We start from the raw sequence: 16,017 nt of genomic DNA, 5'->3' as shown, positions 1-16,017 counted from the left end.
CTCCTGGAAACCAGGGGCGGGCCGGGGCCCACGGCCTTTCTCCGGCGCGGCCGGTGCACTCAGCCGGCGCGCTCAGCCGGTGCTCAGCCGGCGCTCACGGAGACCGGAACACTGGGGTGCACCTCGCGCTCGACCCGCGGCAGGATGTCCGGGATGTAGACCTTCTGGATCGCGTCGCCGCCGTCGTGCGCCTCCCAGGCCTCCCGGGTCGCCCAGCGCTCCACCAGGACGAAGCGGCCCGGGTCGTCCTGCGAGTGGTACGCCTCCCAGCTGACGCAGCCGTCCTCGGCGAGGCACAGCGGCCGCATCCGGGCCAGGGCGTCGGCGACCGCCGGGACGCCGTCCGGCTCGGTGACCCTGACGATGACGATGAGGTCGAACATCACTGCTCCTTGGCGGTGGTGGGATCGGTGTCGGCGGCGGCGGCCCGGCCGAGCGCGGGCAGCCACTCGGCGATGGGGGTGAACCGGTAGCCGAGCGAGGCGGCCCGGTCGGCCGACATCGCGAAGTCGGCCGGGCAGGAGAACGGGGACAGGTCGGGGTCGCCCGCCGGGTCCTCCTTCTCGATGACCTGGGCCGTCAGCCCGGTCGCCCCCTCCACCGAGGCAACGACATCGTAGACGTCGGCGGTGTCCGGGGAGGCCACGTTGACCGCGCCGGTCACCTCGTTCACGGCCGCCCAGGCGAGGAAGCCGGCCGCGTCCTCGGCCCGCACCAGCGAGGTCCGGCCCGGCCCGGCGTGGGCCACGATCGGCCGCCCGTCCCGGATCCGGTCGACGTGGAAGCGGTAGCGGCCGGTGAAGTCGCCCTCCTCGGCCAGCACGTGGGCCACCCGGGCCAGCAGCACCGGCACCCGGGCGCGGTCGGTCACCGCGGCCTCGGCCTGGCGCTTGCCCTCGCCGTAGTTGGCCTCCAGGTAGTCGTCGTCCTGCCAGGGCAGGGTGAGGTCGTACGGGTAGCCGGCCGGGTCGAGCTCCTCCTCGCGGGCGAGCGCGCCGAACTCCGGTGCGGCGACCGGCCCGCGGAAGGTGTCCCGGTTGTAGACCTCGATGGTGCTGGTCAGCACCAGCTTCCCGGCCCGGTCCCCGAAGGCCTCGCAGGCCTCCACGGCGGCGTTGGGGGTGTAGCACATCTGGTGCACCACGGCGTCGAACCGCTCCCCGGCGACCGCCTCGGCCAGCTCGCCGGGACGGTTGACGTCCGCGCGCAGCCGTCGGACGGAGTCCCCGAACGGGTCCGGGGTCCGGCCGCGGGTGACGAGGGTGACGCGGTGGCCGGCCGCCAGCAGCCGGCGCACCAGCAGCTTGCCGAAGTAGCGGGTCCCGCCGATGACGCAAATGTCTGCCATCTGCTCTTTCCTGTCTCTTTCTCTCTCGTTCCGTCCGCGGCCCCGCGACGCGCGACCGCTCGGGTTCTGTCAGGCGGACGCGGCGCCCACGGCGTCCGAGGTGCCCGCCTCCGCCTCCTGGGCCGCCGCGGCCTCGGTGCCCTCCGCCCGGCCCACCAGGCAGACCACCGCGCAGCCGGCGGCCACCACCGCGTCGACGTACCAGTTCGCGCCGGGCACCCCGGCGGAGCGCGACAGGTCGAACAGCACACCGGCGAGCACCGAGCCGGCCATGTTCCCGGCGCTGCGGAAGAAGTGCATCGCCCCCATCGCCTTGGCGAGTTGGCGCTCGGGGACCTTGCGGGCGATCCACATGTCGAAGGACGGCACGAAGAGGATCTCGCCCAGCACCACCGTCAGCGCCCCGACCACCACCCAGGCCGCGCCGCGCCCCGCGCCGAGGGCGGTGAACGCCACCGTCATGCCGGTGAGGCCGATCGCCATCACCACGGCCGGGCTGAACCGGCCGATCAGGAACTTGAACACCGGGTACTGGAGCACCAGGATGCTCAGCCCGGTGATCCAGAACGGCGAGGACGGCGCCCACTGCGGCACGTACCGCTCCATGTGCAGCGGGATGCCGACGATGAAGCCGATCGACAGGAACCAGAACACCGCCGACAGCAGGAAGTAGCGGGTGGCGCCCCGGATGTCGATGCCCTTGAACACCGCGGTGGAGAACAGCGGCTTGCGGGCCGCCGCCCCGGCCCCGGGCTCCACCGGCGCCGGGGGCTGGAAGCCGTCCCGGGGGATGAAGGACGAGGCCGCCAGGCAGAACGCGAGGAAGATCGCGAACACCACCGAGAACAGGGTGCGCAGCTCGACGTCGGCGAGCACGGCGCCCAGCATGGCGCCGCCGAACACGCCCACCTGACCGGCCATCTGGAAGGTCGAGAAGGCCTTGGGGCGCTCGTCGTCGGGGTAGGAGGCGAGGACGTTCTTCAGGCCGGGGAAGGAGGTGCCGGAGCCGAAGCCGATGAAGAAGGCGAGCACGGCGTAGACCAGCACCCCGGTGCCGAAGCCCATCAGGCCCAGCGCCACCGCCTCCAGGGCGGTACCGAGGAAGACCGCACCGCGGATGCCGATGCGCAGCGCCACGCCCTCGTAGAAGAAGGTGGCGAGCAGCCGCCCGACGTACGTCATGGCCATCACGACGCCGGCCCAGAAGCCGCTGTCCACCCCGCCGAGCGAGGCCACCAGCACGGGGAACCAGATGTAGCTGCCGGTGTTGGCGAGCAGGATGCCGGCGTTGACGCCGATCAGCGCCCGCTTGCGGTCGACGGTCACAGGGCCGCCCCCTCCTTCGTGTCGTGCGTCGTCGTGCCGGCCGCCGCGGCGGCGCGGAGCCCGGCGATGGCCCGGGCGACCGCCTGGCGGTCGATCGGTGTCCCCCGCACGACGGTGGCGGTGGGCAGCGCGGAGAGCGGCCGGCCCGGCGCGTGCAGGTTGTAGGTGGCCGGCGCCCCGACGCTGATCGGGTGGGCGGCGCCGGACTCGCCGCGCAGCTCGTCGAAGTAGCGCCGGCCGCCGACGGTGGCCTGGTGGCGCAGCGCGTCGGCGAGCGAGGGGTCGTCCCCGCGCAGCAGGTCGAGCTCGCCGAGCAGGGAGTAGCCGTGGTAGGCACCGGTGTTGCCCGAGTCGGTGCCGACCAGCAGGTTGCCCTCGCGCAGCGCGGCCAGCGCGTTGCGGCGCATGTCGCCCAGCGCGCCGGTGCGGGTCTCCTGGAGGCCGTAGGTGATCCCGTACGGCTGCTCCAGGCCGCGGACGGCGTCCAGGTTGCGGACGTCCTGGGTCTCGGCGAAGCCCTCGCGGCCGTACGCGGCGAGGAAGTCGTCGGCCGTCATGACCATCGGGCGCAGCCCGGAGAGGGTGGAGACGAACCGGGCGCCGGCCAGGTCCTTCCACTCGGCGTCGCCGAGGGTGCGGTCGCGGACGGTGTGGGCGAAGAGCCGGAAGCCGCAGTCGTAGGCCCAGCGGGTCTCCTCCAGGGTGTTGCAGTCGATCACCGCGGTGATGCCGCGCTCGGCGGCGATCCGCGCGGTGAACCGCAGCACCCGCTCCGACAGCCGGGAGAAGCGCACCTTGGAGCCCGGCTGCTCGGTGCCGTCGGTGAACATGACCTTGAGGAAGGTCGCGCCGCGCTCGGCGTTGTTGCGCAGCGCCTGGTCGAGGTCGGCCTCGACCGCGAGCATGTACACCGGGGTCGGGAACTCCACGCCGTGGCCGGAGAGGCCCGCCGCGTTGGTCATCGCCGTCACCGCGTAGCCGCAGTGGACCAGTTCGGGGTACGGCAGGTCCGAAGCGGCCCGGCCGGCCTCCCAGGCGTCGGCCACCATCGGGTAGCCGAACATGTCCACCACGTGGGTGACGCCGTGGTAGAGGTACTGGAGGGCGATGATCCGCGGGTCCTCGGCGGTGTCGTCGAAGTTGGCGGGCAGGGCGATGTGGGCGTGGGTCTCGGTGTAGCCGGGCCACAGCTCCGGCTCGTCGCCGCGACGGGTGCCCGAGGGCTCGATCCGGGTGAAGACCCCGTCCTCGACGGTCACGTCGAACAGCGCCTCGGCGTCCAGGGCGGGGACGGCCACGCCCGACAGTACGGCGGGCCGCCGCTGCTCGGGGGTGGCCGCGCTCACCGGGCCACCTCGACCGACAGGCGCAGGTCGATGCGGTCCAGGCCGTCCTGGCAGCGCTTGGCGGCCTCGTCCCGGTCGCCGCCGGTGAAGATGATGTGGCCGATCCAGTCGAAGTTGCTGCGGGACAGCCGGTTCACGGCCGTGCCGGGCTTCTTGTAGCCGAGGGCGCTGTGGAAGCCGGGCAGGTCGGTGAGGGCGTCGAAGCCGATCGCCTCGACCGTCCCGGCGACCGGGGAGCCGAACCAGTGGCCGCTGGCCGTGGTCTCACGGGGGAAGGCCAGCTCGGGCCGCTCGCCGAGGGCCTGGCGGATGACCTCCAGGTACGGGTCCACGCCGGAGGTGATCTCCATCAGGGTCGGCACGATCCCGCCGGCCAGGCGGCCGTTGACCTCGCACAGCACCGGGCCGTCCGGGCCGAGCAGCCACTCGGTGTGGATGAAGCCGAAGTCCACGCCGAGCCCGTTCAGCACGGCGGTGGTGGCGGCGAACAGCTCCTCCTGGAGCGGGTGGCCGCTGAAGTAGGTCAGGCCCATCTCGATGAAGTACGGGAACCCGCTGAGCGAGCGGTCGGTCAGGCCGAGGTTGACCACCTCTCCCCCGGCGAGCACGCAGGACTCGACGGAGATCAGCTCGCCGGTGACGAACTCCTCGATGACGATCTCCGGGATGCGCACGACGCCGCGCCCGTAGTCGGCGACCTGGGCCAGCTCGGCGAGGTACTCGCGCAGGTCCGCCTCGTCCTTGAGGTGCAGGACGTGGAGGCTGGCGGTGCCGTCGGAGGGCTTGGCCACGCAGGGGAAGCCGACCTCGCGGACGGCGGCCTCCACCTCGGCCGGGTCGGTGGCCACCGCGAAGCGCGGCTGGCGGATGCCGGTGCCGGCCAGGGTGGTGCGGGTCAGGTGCTTGTGCCGGGCGTTGCGGGCGCCGTCGATGCTCATGCCGGGCAGGCCGAGCGCCTCGGCGACGGCGGCGGTGTGCACGGTGTGGTACTCGCTGTACGTGGTGACGCCGTGGATCGGCTTGGCCTCGTGCAGCCGGCGCGCCAGGTCGGTCAGCTCGTCGAGGGAGAAGGCCTGCTCGCTCTTGACGACCTGGCAGTTCGGGTGGGCGTAGGCGGCCTCGGTCAGCGGCGAGACGCTGAGGTAGAAGTCGGGGTCGACCGAGACCAGGGTGACGTCGTGGCCCAGTTCCAGGGCGTTCGCGATACCGGCGATCCCGTTCGGGTTGCACTCGATCATGAGGATGTGCATGGCTGTGCTCCTTGTCGGACTGTGGCGGATCAGGGGATGACGGGGGCGGGGGCGCGGCGGACGCGGTCCCCGGCGGCTCAGCGGACGCAGGCTCCGGAGACGGCCGGCAGCCGGCCGGCGCCGCCGGCCCGGGCCACCGCGGCGAGCACGGCGGGCAGCGTGAGCCCGACCGCGGCCATGACCTCCTCGTGGTCGCCGCCGGTGGACGGCCAGGTCAGGTCCGCGCTCGCCGCGGTGACCTCGCACCCGGGCATCAGCAGCGCGAGGGCCTCGGCCGCCCCGCCCTGGGCGCGGTGCTCCTCGACCACGACGAACCGCCGGTGGTGGCGGGAGAGTTCGGCCGCGGCGCGGGCCAGGTTCGGGTGGTCCAGGTAGACTAGGTGGGCGTGGCCGGTGCCGGGGCGGGCCTCCCGCGCGGCCAGCGCCAGGCGGGTGCCCTCCTCGCCGACCGACACCAGGCAGACCTCGCCCGGCTCGGCCCGGGACTCCCAGGTGACCAGCGGCGCCCGCTCGCCCTCCCGGTCGAGCGAGCGGTACTGGGCGTTGCGCCCGGTGCGGATGTAGTGCGGCCGGCCGGAGCGCACGGCCTCGCGGACCACCGCGCGCATCTCCGCCTCCCCGTAGGGGGCGGCGATGACCACGCCCGGGATGCTGCGCAGGACGGCGAGGTCCTCCAGGCAGTGGTGGGTGGTGCCGAACCAGGCGCCGGAGACGCCCGCGTACGGCGCCACCACGGTGACCCCGGCGTTCAGGTAGCCCAGCGTCAGCTTGAGGCTCTCCGCCGCGCGCAGCGCCGCGAAGGGCGCGAAGGTGCTGACGAAGGGCTTGTACCCGCCCGCGGCGAGGCCCGCCGCCATGTCGACCATGGCGCCCTCGGCGATGCCGAGGTTGAAGAAGCGGTCGGGGTGGGCGGCCTGGAACGGGTGGCCCTTGCCGCCGAGGTCCGCCTCCAGGCAGAGGATGGTGTCGTCCTCGGCGGCGAGCCCGGTCAGCTCGTCGCGGTAGGCGTCACGGCCCGAGAGGGTCATCGGATCGCTCGCTTCCACTTGGCGGCGCGCGTGGCGTCGATGGTCACGTAGTGGGAGCCGGCCTTGCCCTCCACGGCGGGCACGCCCTTCCCCTTGACGGTGTTCGCGATGACGGCCAGCGGCCTGCGGGCCCCGGCCCGGTCCCCGGCGAGCAGCCCGGTGAGCGCCGCCAGGTCGTGCCCGTCGGTCTCGGCGACCTCGAACCCGAAGGCGGCGAACCGCTCGGCGAGCCGGGGCAGCGGCGAGATGTCGGCCACCATGCCGTCGTTCTGGCCGCCGTTGCGGTCGACCACCAGCACGAAGTTGCCCAGCTCCTGGGCCACGGCGACCTGGCAGGTCTCCCAGACCAGGCCCTCCTGGAGCTCGCCGTCGCCGGCGACGGCGATGCCGAGTCCGCTCCGGCCGCCGATCCGGCGGGCCATCGCCCAGCCGGCGGCGTACGGGACGCCGTGGCCGAGGCTCCCGGTGGGGAAGCGCACGCCCGGGACCTTGGGGCCCGGGTGGCCGGTGAACGGCTCGCCCGCCAGGCCGTAGCGCGGTGTCGGGTCCTCCGGGAGGACGCCGCTGACGTGCAGGGCCGCGTAGAGCCCGGCGGCGGCGTGGCCCTTGCTGAGCACGACCTCCGTGCCGTCCCCGGCCGAGGCCCGGTGCAGCGCGGCGATCAGGATGTCCAGGACGGACAGGCTGCCGCCGAGGTGGCAGCCGCGCGGCCCGGCGGCCATGTCGACCACCAGCCGGCGGGCCCGTACGGCCCGGTCGGCCAGGGTGGCCAGCAGGTCGTCCCCGGTCTGCGGCGGGGCGAGCAGGGTGCTCATCGACGGCTCCCCTCGGGCAGGGCGAACCACCGGTTGACGGCGTCCGCGAGCAGCGAGCGGGCGGTGCGGTACTCCATGGCGCCGATCCGCTCCTCGTCGGTGTGGTCCAGCGAGGAGTCGCCGGGGCCGTACGCGACCATCGGCACGTCCCGCCAGGTGGTGGCCAGGGTGTTCATGTCCGAGGTGCCCTTCTTCACGACGAAGCGGGGCCGGACGCCGGTGTCCGCGAAGGCCCGGCTGAAGACCTTGACCAGGGAGCTGGAGCGGCCTCCGACGTACCCGGGGGTGGCCCGCAGCACCTCGATCTCCACCCCGGGCCGGACCTGGTCGAGCGCGGCCGAGCGCAGCGCGTCGAGGTCGGCCGTGGGCGGCACCCGGAAGTTGAGGATCCCGGTGGCGTGGTGGTGCTCGCGCCCGGTCCGGCTGCTGATCTCGATGACCGCGCTCAGCGCGTCGGTCGCGTGGGCCAGCACGGCCGTCCGGATGCCGCCGAGCGCCTCGATCAGCAGGTCGGGGGCGGAGACCGCGTCCTGTCCGGCCGAGTGGCCGCTGGACACCGAGGCGGTCACCTTGAGCTTGAAGAGCCCGAAGTAGCCGAGCGTCAGCTTCTCCGAGCCGCTGGGCTCGCCGATGACGACCGCGTCGGCCGGGTAGTGGTCGCGGACGTGGAACGCGCCCTTGGAGGAGGAGATCTCCTCCTCGACCGCGCCGACCACGCACAGCTGGCCGTCCTCCGGGATGTCCGCGTGCGCGAGCACCTCCAGGAAGTTGGCGAGGCAGCCCTTGGCGTCCACGCTGCCGCGGCCCCACAGTTCGCCCTCGCGCCACTCGGCCGGCCAGCGGTGCGGCACGGTGTCGAGGTGGCCGAGGAGGAGCAGCCGGCGGGGCCCGATGCCGCGGCTGGCGACGAGGTTGCCCGCCTCGTCGACGGCGGCGTCCATGCCGCGCTCGCGGCACCACTCGGCCAGCAGGGTGGCGAGTTCGGCCTCGTCACCGGAGACCGAGGGCACCGAGACCACCCGGGTCAGCAGGCTCAGGTCGGCGGAGGGCTCGCGCACCCGCCAGAACCTGGTCCAGTTGGCCGGCTCGGACATGGTGTGCGGCCCGGTGATGGCCACGTCGGCGCTGCCCTCCAGGGCGATCTCGGCCGCGCGGACCTTCTGCCGCATGCGCCCCGCGGCGTACCGCGCTCCGTCGCCCGGGTAGGCGTCGGCCAGCGTGGAGCGCGGGTCGTCCTTGTCCGTCAGCAGTCCGGCGGTGCCGGTGACCAGCCGCAGGTGGTCGGCGTCCAGCGCGTTGGCGAGGACCGCCGCGAGCACGTCGGCGTCCACGTTGAGCGGGGCGCCGCCGTCCGGGTCGGCGACCGGCGCGGACAGGCAGACCAGGTCGTACGTGTCGAGCAGGGCGTTCAGCCGGGCGGTGTCCACCTGGGCTGGCACGCCGGCCCGGTGGTCGCGGACCACGATCGGCCGGCCCTCGGCGGACAGCGCCTTGAGCGGCCGGTTGGCCCGGCCGGTCACCAGGGCGCCGCGCGCCGCGACGGCGGTGAAGACGCCGAGCCCGAGGGCCCGGGCCTCCCGCTCCACGGCGGGCAGGGTGACCCGCTCGTAGGCGTCGACCAGGTGGGTCATCTCCTCGGGCGGGCAGTAGCGCACCTCGTCGCCGTTGGCGAGCCGCAGCTGCGGCATCGGGCGGGCGATCGCGCGGTAGTGGGCCTCGATGCCGGTGGCACCGCCGGCGACCAGGAGCACCCGGGCGCCCCGGGCCACCAGGTCGGCCAGCTCCTTGTGGATCGTGCCGTGGTCGAGCGTGGCGCTGCCGACCTTGATCACGTACAGCGGACGGCTCACGGCGACACCGCCGTGGTGGGCAGTCCGGTCGTCTCGTCCAGGCCGGAGATCAGGTTCATCGCCTGGATCGCCTGGCCGGCCGCGCCCTTGATCAGGTTGTCCAGGGCCGCCACCGCGACGCACTGGTCGCCGCGCACCGCGACCGCCACCTCGGCGACGTTCGAGCCGACGACCGCCTTGAGCATCGGGAAGTCCTGCGCCGCCTTGGGGGCCGGCCGGACCCGGACGAAGGGCTTGCCGAGGTACGCCTTGGCGTAGGCCCGCTTGACGTCCAACGCCGTGACGCCGTCCCGCAGTTCGGTGTACGCGGTGACCATGATGCCGCGCGACACGTCCAGGCTGTGGGTGGAGAACCGCAGGTCCACGGCGGCGCCGGTCAGGTCGGCGATCGCCTGCTGGACCTCCGGGGCGTGCCGGTGCCCGTGCAGCTTGTGCACCCGGATGTTGCCGCTGCGCTCCGCGTGCGGCTCGCCGCCGCCGCGACCGCTCCCGGTGGAGCCGGTCTTGGCGTCGACCACGACCCGGTCGGTCGCGAGCGAGGCGGCGAACATCGGGTAGAGCGCGTAGATGGTGGTGACGGCCATGCAGCCGGGCAGGCTGATGAACCGCTCCTGCGGGACCTCGGGGCTCAACTCCGGTATGTAGTAGGCGAAATCCTCGCTCGGCGGGTTCGCGGCCGTCCTCGGGTAGTGGGTCCGGACGTCGTCGCCGTCGCGGAGCCGGAAGTCGCCGCCCAGGTTGAGCACCCGCTTGGCGTTGTCGGCGATCAGCGGCAGCTGCTCCGGCAGGGTGCCGGTCGGCAGGCAGCCGAAGGCGACGTCGACGGGGCCGGCCTCGGCGAGCTGCGCCAGCGGCCGGAGCGTCAGCGAGCCGGCCCTGGGGTGGTTGCGCAGCCACGGGTGGACGCTGCCGACCGTGGCACCGGCGTTGCGCTCCGCGGAGAGGAACGCGAGCTCCACCCCGGGGTGTTCGAGCAGCAGCCGGATGACCTCGCCACCGGTGTAGCCGCTCGCGCCGATGACGGCGACGCGGATCTTCTGGTCAGCCAAGGCGGGCCGCCTTCTCCCACGGACGGCGGTGGTCGCCGCTCTCGACGAGCTTGCGGATGGCGTCCGGGCGCCGGGCGACCTTCCGGAAGGCGTCCGCGTAGCGCAGGATCCGCTCGTACTCGACCGGGGAGCGCAGCTCGCGGCAGAGCACCAGGGTGCTGTCGAGCATGCCCAGGGTGACCGGGAAGTCCTCCGGCCGGTGGTCGCGCACGGCGTCCGGGTTGAGCGAGAACGGGTAGCCGTTGCCGAAGCCGTCGCGGTGCCGGAACGGCAGGTGGCACGGGATCGGGGTGTTCTGCCACTCACGGGCCGGCACGCCCTCGGCGACCAGCAGCTCGTGCACCGCCTCCTTGACGGCGTGCACCGGCAGGTCCTCCAGGCCGACGGCCTCCGGGTGCAGGGTGGTCCGGTACATGTTGTACGCGTGCACGTGCCCGTCCGGGACGTGCGGCGGCGTGAACAGGCCGGTCCCCGCCAGGGCCTCGCCGAGCAGGGCGGCGTTGCGGGCCCGGATCTCGTCGTAGTACGGCAGCCGGGCCAGCTGGCTGGTGCCGAAGGCGGCGGCCACCCAGGACATCCCGTAGTCGATGGCGTGGCGCTCCAGGTAGGCGACCGCCCGGCCGTACGCCTCCTCGGTGGCGTAGAAGGCGATGCCGCCCTCGCCGCCGAGCGGGAAGTTCTTGTCGGCCATCAGGCTCTGGCCGGCGGCGTCGCCGAAGGAGCCGGCCACCCGGTCGCCGATCTTCGCGGAGTGGGCGTGCGAGGCGTCCTCGACGAGGGCGATGCCGTGCTGGTCGGCCAGGGCGCGCAGGGCCGGCACGTCGGCGGGCAGGCCGTGGACGTGCACCGGCATGAGCGCCCTGGTCCGGGGGGTGATCGCGGCGGCCGCGGCCCGCGGGTCCATGCAGTAGGTGTCGGGGTCGATGTCGACGAACACCGGGATCGCGTGGGCGGCGACCACGGCCTGCGCGGTGGCGATGAAGGTGAACGCCGGGACGATCACCTCGTCACCGGGCTGCACGCCGGCGCCGACCAGGGCCATGTGCAGGCTGGAGGTGCCGCTGGCGGTGGGCAGGGCGTACTCGGCGCCGACGTAGGCGCGGTACGCCTCGGCGAAGTCGGCCACGACCTTGTCGGGCGCCTGCCGCTGGGCGAGCATCAGGTTGAAGACGTCTTCCTTGGTGATGATCGGGAAGAGCGTGCGGCGCTGGGCCTTGGGGATCATCGCGCCGCCGCCGAGGGCGGCGAGCTCGTCGGCGAGGTCGGCTTCGGTGGGCAGGGGCAGGGGCGAGTTCGGGAAGTCGGTGATCATCAGCGTGCTCCGGAGCTTGCGGCGGCGGGGCGAGCCGCGTGGGTCAGGGCCATCCGTACGCAACCGGCCACCAGGGGGCTCAGCCGGTAGTTGAACTGCACCCCCGGCACCAGGTCCTCGTCGGCCTCCTGCTGGGTCCACATGGTGCGCAGGTCGTAGGCGCCGAAGATCTTCAGCCGCTCGGCCCGGGCCCAGAGCCGCTCGTCGTCGGTGAGCACGGCGGCGGCCGGGCCGAAGCCGAGCCCGCTCAGGTCCACCACCAGCGCGGGGGCGGTGGCTTCGGCGGTCAGCTCGTCCAGCCGGCCGGCGTTCTCGGGGGTCAGCGAGACCAGGTCGAAGGCGGCCGGGGCCTGCCCCTCGACGGTGACGCCGAGCCAGGCCAGGAAGGCCGTGGTGGCCTCGTCCGGCCCGGCCAGGGCGACGGTGTCGCCGTGGCCGATGCCCTGGCCGGCCAGGGCCGCGTGCAGGGCCCCGGTCCGGCTGTTCAGCAGGACGGCCTTGGCCCGGCCGGTCCGCTTGGTCAGCAGCCGCTCCAGGGCGGGCAGTTCACGGTCGCTCTTCTCGATGCTCATGACCACGCCCGAGGTGAGCACGCGGGCGAGCACCGTCGCGGTGTCGAACAGTTCCATGGTTCCTCTCCGGGTCACACGGCCGCGGCCGTCAGCTGCCCCGCCACGTACGAGGCGAGGTGGCCGGCGACGTTCACTCCGTGCAGGGCGGAGGAGCGGGCGAATTCGGGGTTGGCGTTCACTTCCAGGACGAGCAGGTCACCGGTGGTCCGGTCCTCCACCAGGTCGACCCCGTAGAAGCCGGGGCCGAGGACGTCGACGATCTGGACGCAGAGCTTCTCCATCTCCGGGGTGATGTCGACGCGCCGCACCTCGGCGCCGAGGTGGGTGTTGGTGCGCCAGTCGTCCGAGACCCGTTGGATCGCCACGACCGGGGTGGTCCCGACGACGACCACGCGCAGGTCGTGGCCGGGCTTGTCGATGTACTCCTGCACGATGACGGGGAAGAGCTTCCCCGCGGCGTCGACGGACTCGCGCCCGGCGGCCCAGGCCTCCAGGCACGCGGCGTCCGCGAGCTTGGTGACACCGCGCCCCCAGGAGCCGCTGACCGGCTTGACCACCGCCGGCATGCCCAGCTCGGCGACGATCGCGCGCACCTGGTCGTAGCTGAAGGCGTGCCGGGTGTGCGGGTGGGGGATGCCGTGCCGGGCGAAGAGCAGGGCCTGCAGGCCCTTGTCGTTGCAGGTCTCGATGGTCGACGCCCGGTTGAGGGTGGTGATCCCGGCGTGTTCCAGGCGGCACGAGACGCTGATCGCGTCCCGGTGCGAGAGGTTGCGGATCAGGGCCAGGGCCGGCGGGTCGGTACGACCCGCCACCACCTCGGCCAGATCCTCCATGAGCAGTGGAGTCGCCGTCAGACCCTCCCCGCGCAACGCCCCGAGGAGGAGTTTCTCCTCGGGGCGCAGCATGGTGGCCGACAGCAGGACGCGGCCGGAGGAGGTCACTCGCCCCAGTCCTCTTCCACCTCGGGGGCCAGGTCGAGGCGGACGCCGGCCTCGGACTTCTCGACGACCTCGTGCTCCTGGCCGCAGGCCGCGCACTCGGTCACCTCGCCCCGCTCCCAGGCCTCGTCGACCTCGAAGTCGGTGTCGCACACCAGGCATTTCGGTACGGCAATCGCAGCGGTCATTTCTCTCTCCTTCTGAATGTCGGCGCGCCGATATCCGCGAAACGTGATTCGCAGCACTCCCGCAGGTCGGCGGATCGGCGCTACTGTCCAGGGGTGGCGGATTCCCGCCCGGCCGATCAGGCCCAGCCGGGGTCGCCCGGCAGGAGCGCCACGTCGCTGGCGGCAGCGGTGGGGGCGCTGCTGGGGGCGTCCGGCGCGGCGGAAACGACGATCACCGCGACGGCGGCCATAACGAAGGACGCGAGGATTCGACCCGGGAACCGCATGATCTTCATTTCCACCCCTAGATAGACCTATCCGTTCGTGCTGGGGGGTTTCCCCGCACACAGAGAGAATGCCTGGGAATGGGTCCTTGCCAGAAGAGATCCGATGGCTCAGGATCGTGCACTGCAAGATTCCGAAGGGGGTGGCACATGTGCGACATATCGGACGTCAGTGGCCCGGAGGCCCACCCCGGGCCCTGTGACGAGGGGATCACGTTCTACCGCAAGGCCGTCCTGCTGGGGAGGGCCCCGACGGCGGAGCCGCCCGCCTGCCTGACCGAGCTGGGGCTGCTGACGGCGGCGCTGGGCGACCCCTCGGTCCTGGTGCCGGTCCCGCCCGAGGTCGCGACCACGGCGCTGCTGCACCCGATGGAGCAGCAGATCCTCGAACAGCAGCAGCAGGTGGCCGCGATCCGGACCGCCATGTCCCAGGTCGAGAGCGTCTACCGGACGCTGCGCCGGGAGGGCCGGGACAACGTCCAGCGGCTCAGCGGCGCGGCGGTCATCGCCGCCGCGGTGGCCGAGACGACCCAGGCGACCGAGCGGGAGCTGCTCACCGCGCACCCGGGCGGCAGCCGGCCGACCGACGTCCTCGCCAGATCGCTGGTCCTCGCCCTGGACGCGCAGAAGCGGGGCGTCCGCCAGCGCACGCTCTACCAGCACTCCGTCCGGGCGCACTACCCGACGCTGGACTACATCAAGGCCGTCACCGAGGCCGGCATCGAGGTGCGGACCGTCGACGAGGTCTTCGACCGGCTCATCATCTGCGACCGCTCGGTGGCGTTCATCCCCGACAAGGAGCTCGAGCACCACAACCACGCGCTCAAGGTCACCGACCCCGGCGTGGTGCACTTCCTGGCCTCGGTCTTCGAGCACGCCTGGGAGCGGGCCGCGCCGGTCGTCTACGAGAGCGACCAGCAGCGCCCGCCGCTGCTCACCGACGAGACCCGGCTGCGGGTGCTCCAGCTCATGGTGGACGGCTACACGGACGCCGCGATCGCCAGCCGGCTCGGCATCAGCTCACGGACCGTGGCGAGCCACCTCAAGCGGGTGTCGGAGATCCTCGGCAGCAACAGCCGGGCCCAGCTCGCCTACCTGACGGCGCAGAGCGGCATCCTGGACGGCTCCCCGCCGCCCGCCCGGCAGCCCCGGGGCCCGCACGAGCAGCCGGCCGGGCCGGCCGGTCCCACGGCGTAGCAGGGCCCGCCGCGGGGGCGTCCGCGGCGGGCCCTGGGTACGGGGCGGGGGGAGCGGTCAGTCGCGGCTCAGGCCGCGGTCCAGCGCGGCGATCGCGCTGCCCTGGGCGTCGTCGCCGTCCAGCGACCAGACCATCACCCCGGCCAGGTCGTTCCAGCGCGTGTACCGCGCCTTCTGGGTGAGCACCTCGGCGGTGTCGTAGCTGTAGAACGTGGTGCCGTCGTACTTCCAGGACGCGCCGTGGTCGCGGTCCAGGTAGACCTTGCCCGGCAGCGCGTTGATCTCCTGGTACGAGTGGTCGGGCGCGGACGCGGTGGCGCTCTGGAAGAGCCCGCCGCGCTTGCCGGGGGCGACGCCGGTCCAGCCGTGGCCGTACAGCGGGGCGCCGAGGACCAGCTGCTCGGCGGGCAGGCCGCGCTCCTGGTAGTGGTCGGCGGCCTGGTCGGCACTGCGCCGGCGCGGGTCCGGGTCGGCCGGGTCGGAGTACAGCGGGGCCTGGTGGTTGGCCGGCCCCTTGCCCTCCCACGGGCCGTGCAGGTCGTAGGTCATCAGGTTCAGCCAGTCCACCGACTCGCTCAGCTGCGGCAGTTCGAGCCGGTCGGCGACCGTCTCGTTGGCGGCCACGGCGGCGGTCAGCAGGTACTTCTTGCCCTTCCGGCCGCTCAGCGCGTCCAGCTGGTCGCGGAACTCCTGCATCAGCAGCGTGAAGTTGTGCCCGTCCTCGGGGCGGACCACGTTGCCCGCGTCCCCGCCGCCGCCCGGGTACTCCCAGTCGATGTCGATGCCGTCGAAGACGCCCGCGGCGGCGCCCTTGCCGCCCTCCGGGGAGTCCGCCAGGACCGGCAGGTCGCCCTTGACGTAGAGGTCGATGCAGGAGGAGACGAACTTCTTGCGGGCCTCGTCGGTGGCGGCCGCGTCGGAGAAGTACTTGGACCAGGACCAGCCGCCCAGCGAGATGACCGTGCGCAGCTGGGGGTTCTTCGCCTTGAGCTTGCGCAGCTGGTTGAGGTGGCCCTTCAGCTTCTGGCCCGGGGCGTCGGCCACGCCGTCCACCGACTCGGCGGCGGAGAAGGAGCGCTGGTAGTCGTTGCGGGCGTCGCCCTGGCCGGCCTCGTTGCTCTCGAAGCAGGTGCCCTCGGCGGAGACGTTGCCGAAGGCGTAGTTGATGACGGTGAGCCTGGCCGCCTGGCCGGACTCCTGGACCCTCTTCGCGGAGCTGTCGGCGCCCCACTGGGTGAAGTAGCCGACCCGTTGGCCCTTCAGCTTCGGGCCGTGCCGTCCGTCGGCGGCGTTGGCGGTGGCGGGGGCGGCGAGCAGCGCGGCGACGGTGGCGGCGGCGAGCAGGGCTGAGGCGCGAGTGGGCATACCGGACCTGTTCTCTGAAGCGGCGTCAAATGGTCTGGACCAGATGGCACAGAGGTTTAGTCCATCCGCCGTTCACCGCACAAGGGGGCGACCGCAACCGGCGCAGTATGCAAAAAGCTGGTGCGAGAAGCCGTCGCAAAAAAGAGGAGGCCGGACCGCGGGATGCGGTC

16 protein-coding genes are annotated in these 16,017 nt (G+C 73.1%); 1 reads left to right on the top strand and 15 read right to left on the bottom strand.

Translation table 11 applies throughout. From position 1 onward, the window contains the following. Positions 1–83: 83 nt before the first annotated feature. The 14 genes from ACFRQN_RS34425 to ACFRQN_RS34360 all read right to left on the bottom strand — a co-directional run bounded on the left by ACFRQN_RS34425 (position 84) and on the right by ACFRQN_RS34360 (position 13,297). Positions 84–383: a putative quinol monooxygenase gene (locus ACFRQN_RS34425; protein WP_049648963.1), complete on the bottom strand. Its 300-nt coding sequence runs from the start codon at positions 381–383 to the stop codon at positions 84–86. Then, entirely contained in the window at positions 383–1,348 is a 966-nt protein-coding gene (locus ACFRQN_RS34420) for an NAD-dependent epimerase/dehydratase family protein (protein ID WP_049648964.1), read from the bottom strand. Before ACFRQN_RS34420 ends, ACFRQN_RS34425 begins: the two co-directional genes overlap by 1 nt. A gap of 69 nt (positions 1,349–1,417) precedes the next feature. Further along, the gene (locus ACFRQN_RS34415; RefSeq protein WP_074000679.1) at positions 1,418–2,674 is read right to left on the bottom strand and encodes an MFS transporter; all 1,257 of its coding nucleotides are present in this window, start codon (positions 2,672–2,674) and stop codon (positions 1,418–1,420) included. Beyond that, positions 2,671–4,020, bottom strand: a complete 1,350-nt coding sequence (locus ACFRQN_RS34410; RefSeq protein WP_117487769.1) for a hydrolase — start codon at positions 4,018–4,020, stop codon at positions 2,671–2,673. The genes ACFRQN_RS34415 and ACFRQN_RS34410 overlap by 4 nt, the downstream gene beginning before the upstream one ends. Next, positions 4,017–5,270, bottom strand: coding sequence for an ATP-grasp domain-containing protein (locus ACFRQN_RS34405; protein WP_380744348.1), 1,254 nt, complete (start codon positions 5,268–5,270; stop codon positions 4,017–4,019). The genes ACFRQN_RS34410 and ACFRQN_RS34405 overlap by 4 nt, the downstream gene beginning before the upstream one ends. 77 nt (positions 5,271–5,347) lie before the next feature. After that, positions 5,348–6,298, bottom strand: coding sequence for a transketolase family protein (locus tag ACFRQN_RS34400; RefSeq protein ID WP_375877232.1), 951 nt, complete (start codon positions 6,296–6,298; stop codon positions 5,348–5,350). Beyond that, positions 6,295–7,113, bottom strand: coding sequence for a transketolase (locus tag ACFRQN_RS34395; protein ID WP_049648968.1), 819 nt, complete (start codon positions 7,111–7,113; stop codon positions 6,295–6,297). The genes ACFRQN_RS34400 and ACFRQN_RS34395 overlap by 4 nt, the downstream gene beginning before the upstream one ends. Continuing rightward, positions 7,110–8,963, bottom strand: coding sequence for a M20/M25/M40 family metallo-hydrolase (locus tag ACFRQN_RS34390; RefSeq protein WP_074000677.1), 1,854 nt, complete (start codon positions 8,961–8,963; stop codon positions 7,110–7,112). The genes ACFRQN_RS34395 and ACFRQN_RS34390 overlap by 4 nt, the downstream gene beginning before the upstream one ends. Then, complete coding sequence (gene argC / locus ACFRQN_RS34385; protein ID WP_074000676.1) at positions 8,960–10,012, bottom strand: N-acetyl-gamma-glutamyl-phosphate reductase; 1,053 nt, start codon at positions 10,010–10,012, stop codon at positions 8,960–8,962. The genes ACFRQN_RS34390 and argC overlap by 4 nt, the downstream gene beginning before the upstream one ends. Further along, positions 10,005–11,324: a DegT/DnrJ/EryC1/StrS family aminotransferase gene (locus tag ACFRQN_RS34380; RefSeq protein ID WP_380744345.1), complete on the bottom strand. Its 1,320-nt coding sequence runs from the start codon at positions 11,322–11,324 to the stop codon at positions 10,005–10,007. The genes argC and ACFRQN_RS34380 overlap by 8 nt, the downstream gene beginning before the upstream one ends. After that, the gene (locus ACFRQN_RS34375; RefSeq protein ID WP_049648972.1) at positions 11,324–11,953 is read right to left on the bottom strand and encodes a DegT/DnrJ/EryC1/StrS family aminotransferase; all 630 of its coding nucleotides are present in this window, start codon (positions 11,951–11,953) and stop codon (positions 11,324–11,326) included. The genes ACFRQN_RS34380 and ACFRQN_RS34375 overlap by 1 nt, the downstream gene beginning before the upstream one ends. Positions 11,954–11,967: 14 nt before the next feature. Further along, a complete protein-coding gene (locus ACFRQN_RS34370; protein WP_380744343.1) occupies positions 11,968–12,837 on the bottom strand; it encodes a RimK family alpha-L-glutamate ligase in 870 nt (289 codons plus the stop codon). Next, complete coding sequence (locus ACFRQN_RS34365) at positions 12,834–13,022, bottom strand: lysine biosynthesis protein LysW (protein WP_049648974.1); 189 nt, start codon at positions 13,020–13,022, stop codon at positions 12,834–12,836. The genes ACFRQN_RS34370 and ACFRQN_RS34365 overlap by 4 nt, the downstream gene beginning before the upstream one ends. A gap of 116 nt (positions 13,023–13,138) precedes the next feature. Beyond that, a complete protein-coding gene (locus ACFRQN_RS34360) occupies positions 13,139–13,297 on the bottom strand; it encodes a hypothetical protein (RefSeq protein ID WP_158077651.1) in 159 nt (52 codons plus the stop codon). A gap of 138 nt (positions 13,298–13,435) precedes the next feature. Between ACFRQN_RS34360 and ACFRQN_RS34355 the strand changes: the two genes are divergently transcribed. Beyond that, positions 13,436–14,482, top strand: coding sequence for a LuxR C-terminal-related transcriptional regulator (locus tag ACFRQN_RS34355; RefSeq protein ID WP_049648975.1), 1,047 nt, complete (start codon positions 13,436–13,438; stop codon positions 14,480–14,482). A 57-nt stretch (positions 14,483–14,539) separates the two neighbouring features. Here ACFRQN_RS34355 and ACFRQN_RS34350 read toward each other — a convergent pair whose 3' ends face one another. After that, positions 14,540–15,847, bottom strand: coding sequence for a glycoside hydrolase family 18 protein (locus ACFRQN_RS34350; protein ID WP_049648976.1), 1,308 nt, complete (start codon positions 15,845–15,847; stop codon positions 14,540–14,542). Positions 15,848–16,017 lie beyond the last annotated feature (170 nt).

The organism is Kitasatospora sp. NPDC056800 (assembly GCF_042789775.1).
GTDB lineage: Bacteria > Actinomycetota > Actinomycetes > Streptomycetales > Streptomycetaceae > Kitasatospora.
This window is presented reverse-complemented; position numbering and strand designations above follow the sequence as displayed.

Bases quoted from the DNA above. Each gene is read 5' to 3' on its own strand.
- ACFRQN_RS34425 (WP_049648963.1), bottom strand. From the start codon at position 383: ATGTTCGACCTCATCGTCATCGTCAGGGTCACCGAGCCGGACGGCGTC.
- ACFRQN_RS34355 (WP_049648975.1), top strand. From the start codon at position 13,436: ATGTGCGACATATCGGACGTCAGTGGCCCGGAGGCCCACCCCGGGCCC.
- ACFRQN_RS34375 (WP_049648972.1), bottom strand. From the start codon at position 11,953: ATGGAACTGTTCGACACCGCGACGGTGCTCGCCCGCGTGCTCACCTCG.
- ACFRQN_RS34405 (WP_380744348.1), bottom strand. From the start codon at position 5,270: ATGCACATCCTCATGATCGAGTGCAACCCGAACGGGATCGCCGGTATC.
- ACFRQN_RS34395 (WP_049648968.1), bottom strand. From the start codon at position 7,113: ATGAGCACCCTGCTCGCCCCGCCGCAGACCGGGGACGACCTGCTGGCC.
- ACFRQN_RS34360 (WP_158077651.1), bottom strand. From the start codon at position 13,297: ATGAAGATCATGCGGTTCCCGGGTCGAATCCTCGCGTCCTTCGTTATG.
- ACFRQN_RS34380 (WP_380744345.1), bottom strand. From the start codon at position 11,324: ATGATCACCGACTTCCCGAACTCGCCCCTGCCCCTGCCCACCGAAGCC.
- ACFRQN_RS34350 (WP_049648976.1), bottom strand. From the start codon at position 15,847: ATGCCCACTCGCGCCTCAGCCCTGCTCGCCGCCGCCACCGTCGCCGCG.
- ACFRQN_RS34420 (WP_049648964.1), bottom strand. From the start codon at position 1,348: ATGGCAGACATTTGCGTCATCGGCGGGACCCGCTACTTCGGCAAGCTG.
- ACFRQN_RS34400 (WP_375877232.1), bottom strand. From the start codon at position 6,298: ATGACCCTCTCGGGCCGTGACGCCTACCGCGACGAGCTGACCGGGCTC.
- ACFRQN_RS34365 (WP_049648974.1), bottom strand. From the start codon at position 13,022: ATGACCGCTGCGATTGCCGTACCGAAATGCCTGGTGTGCGACACCGAC.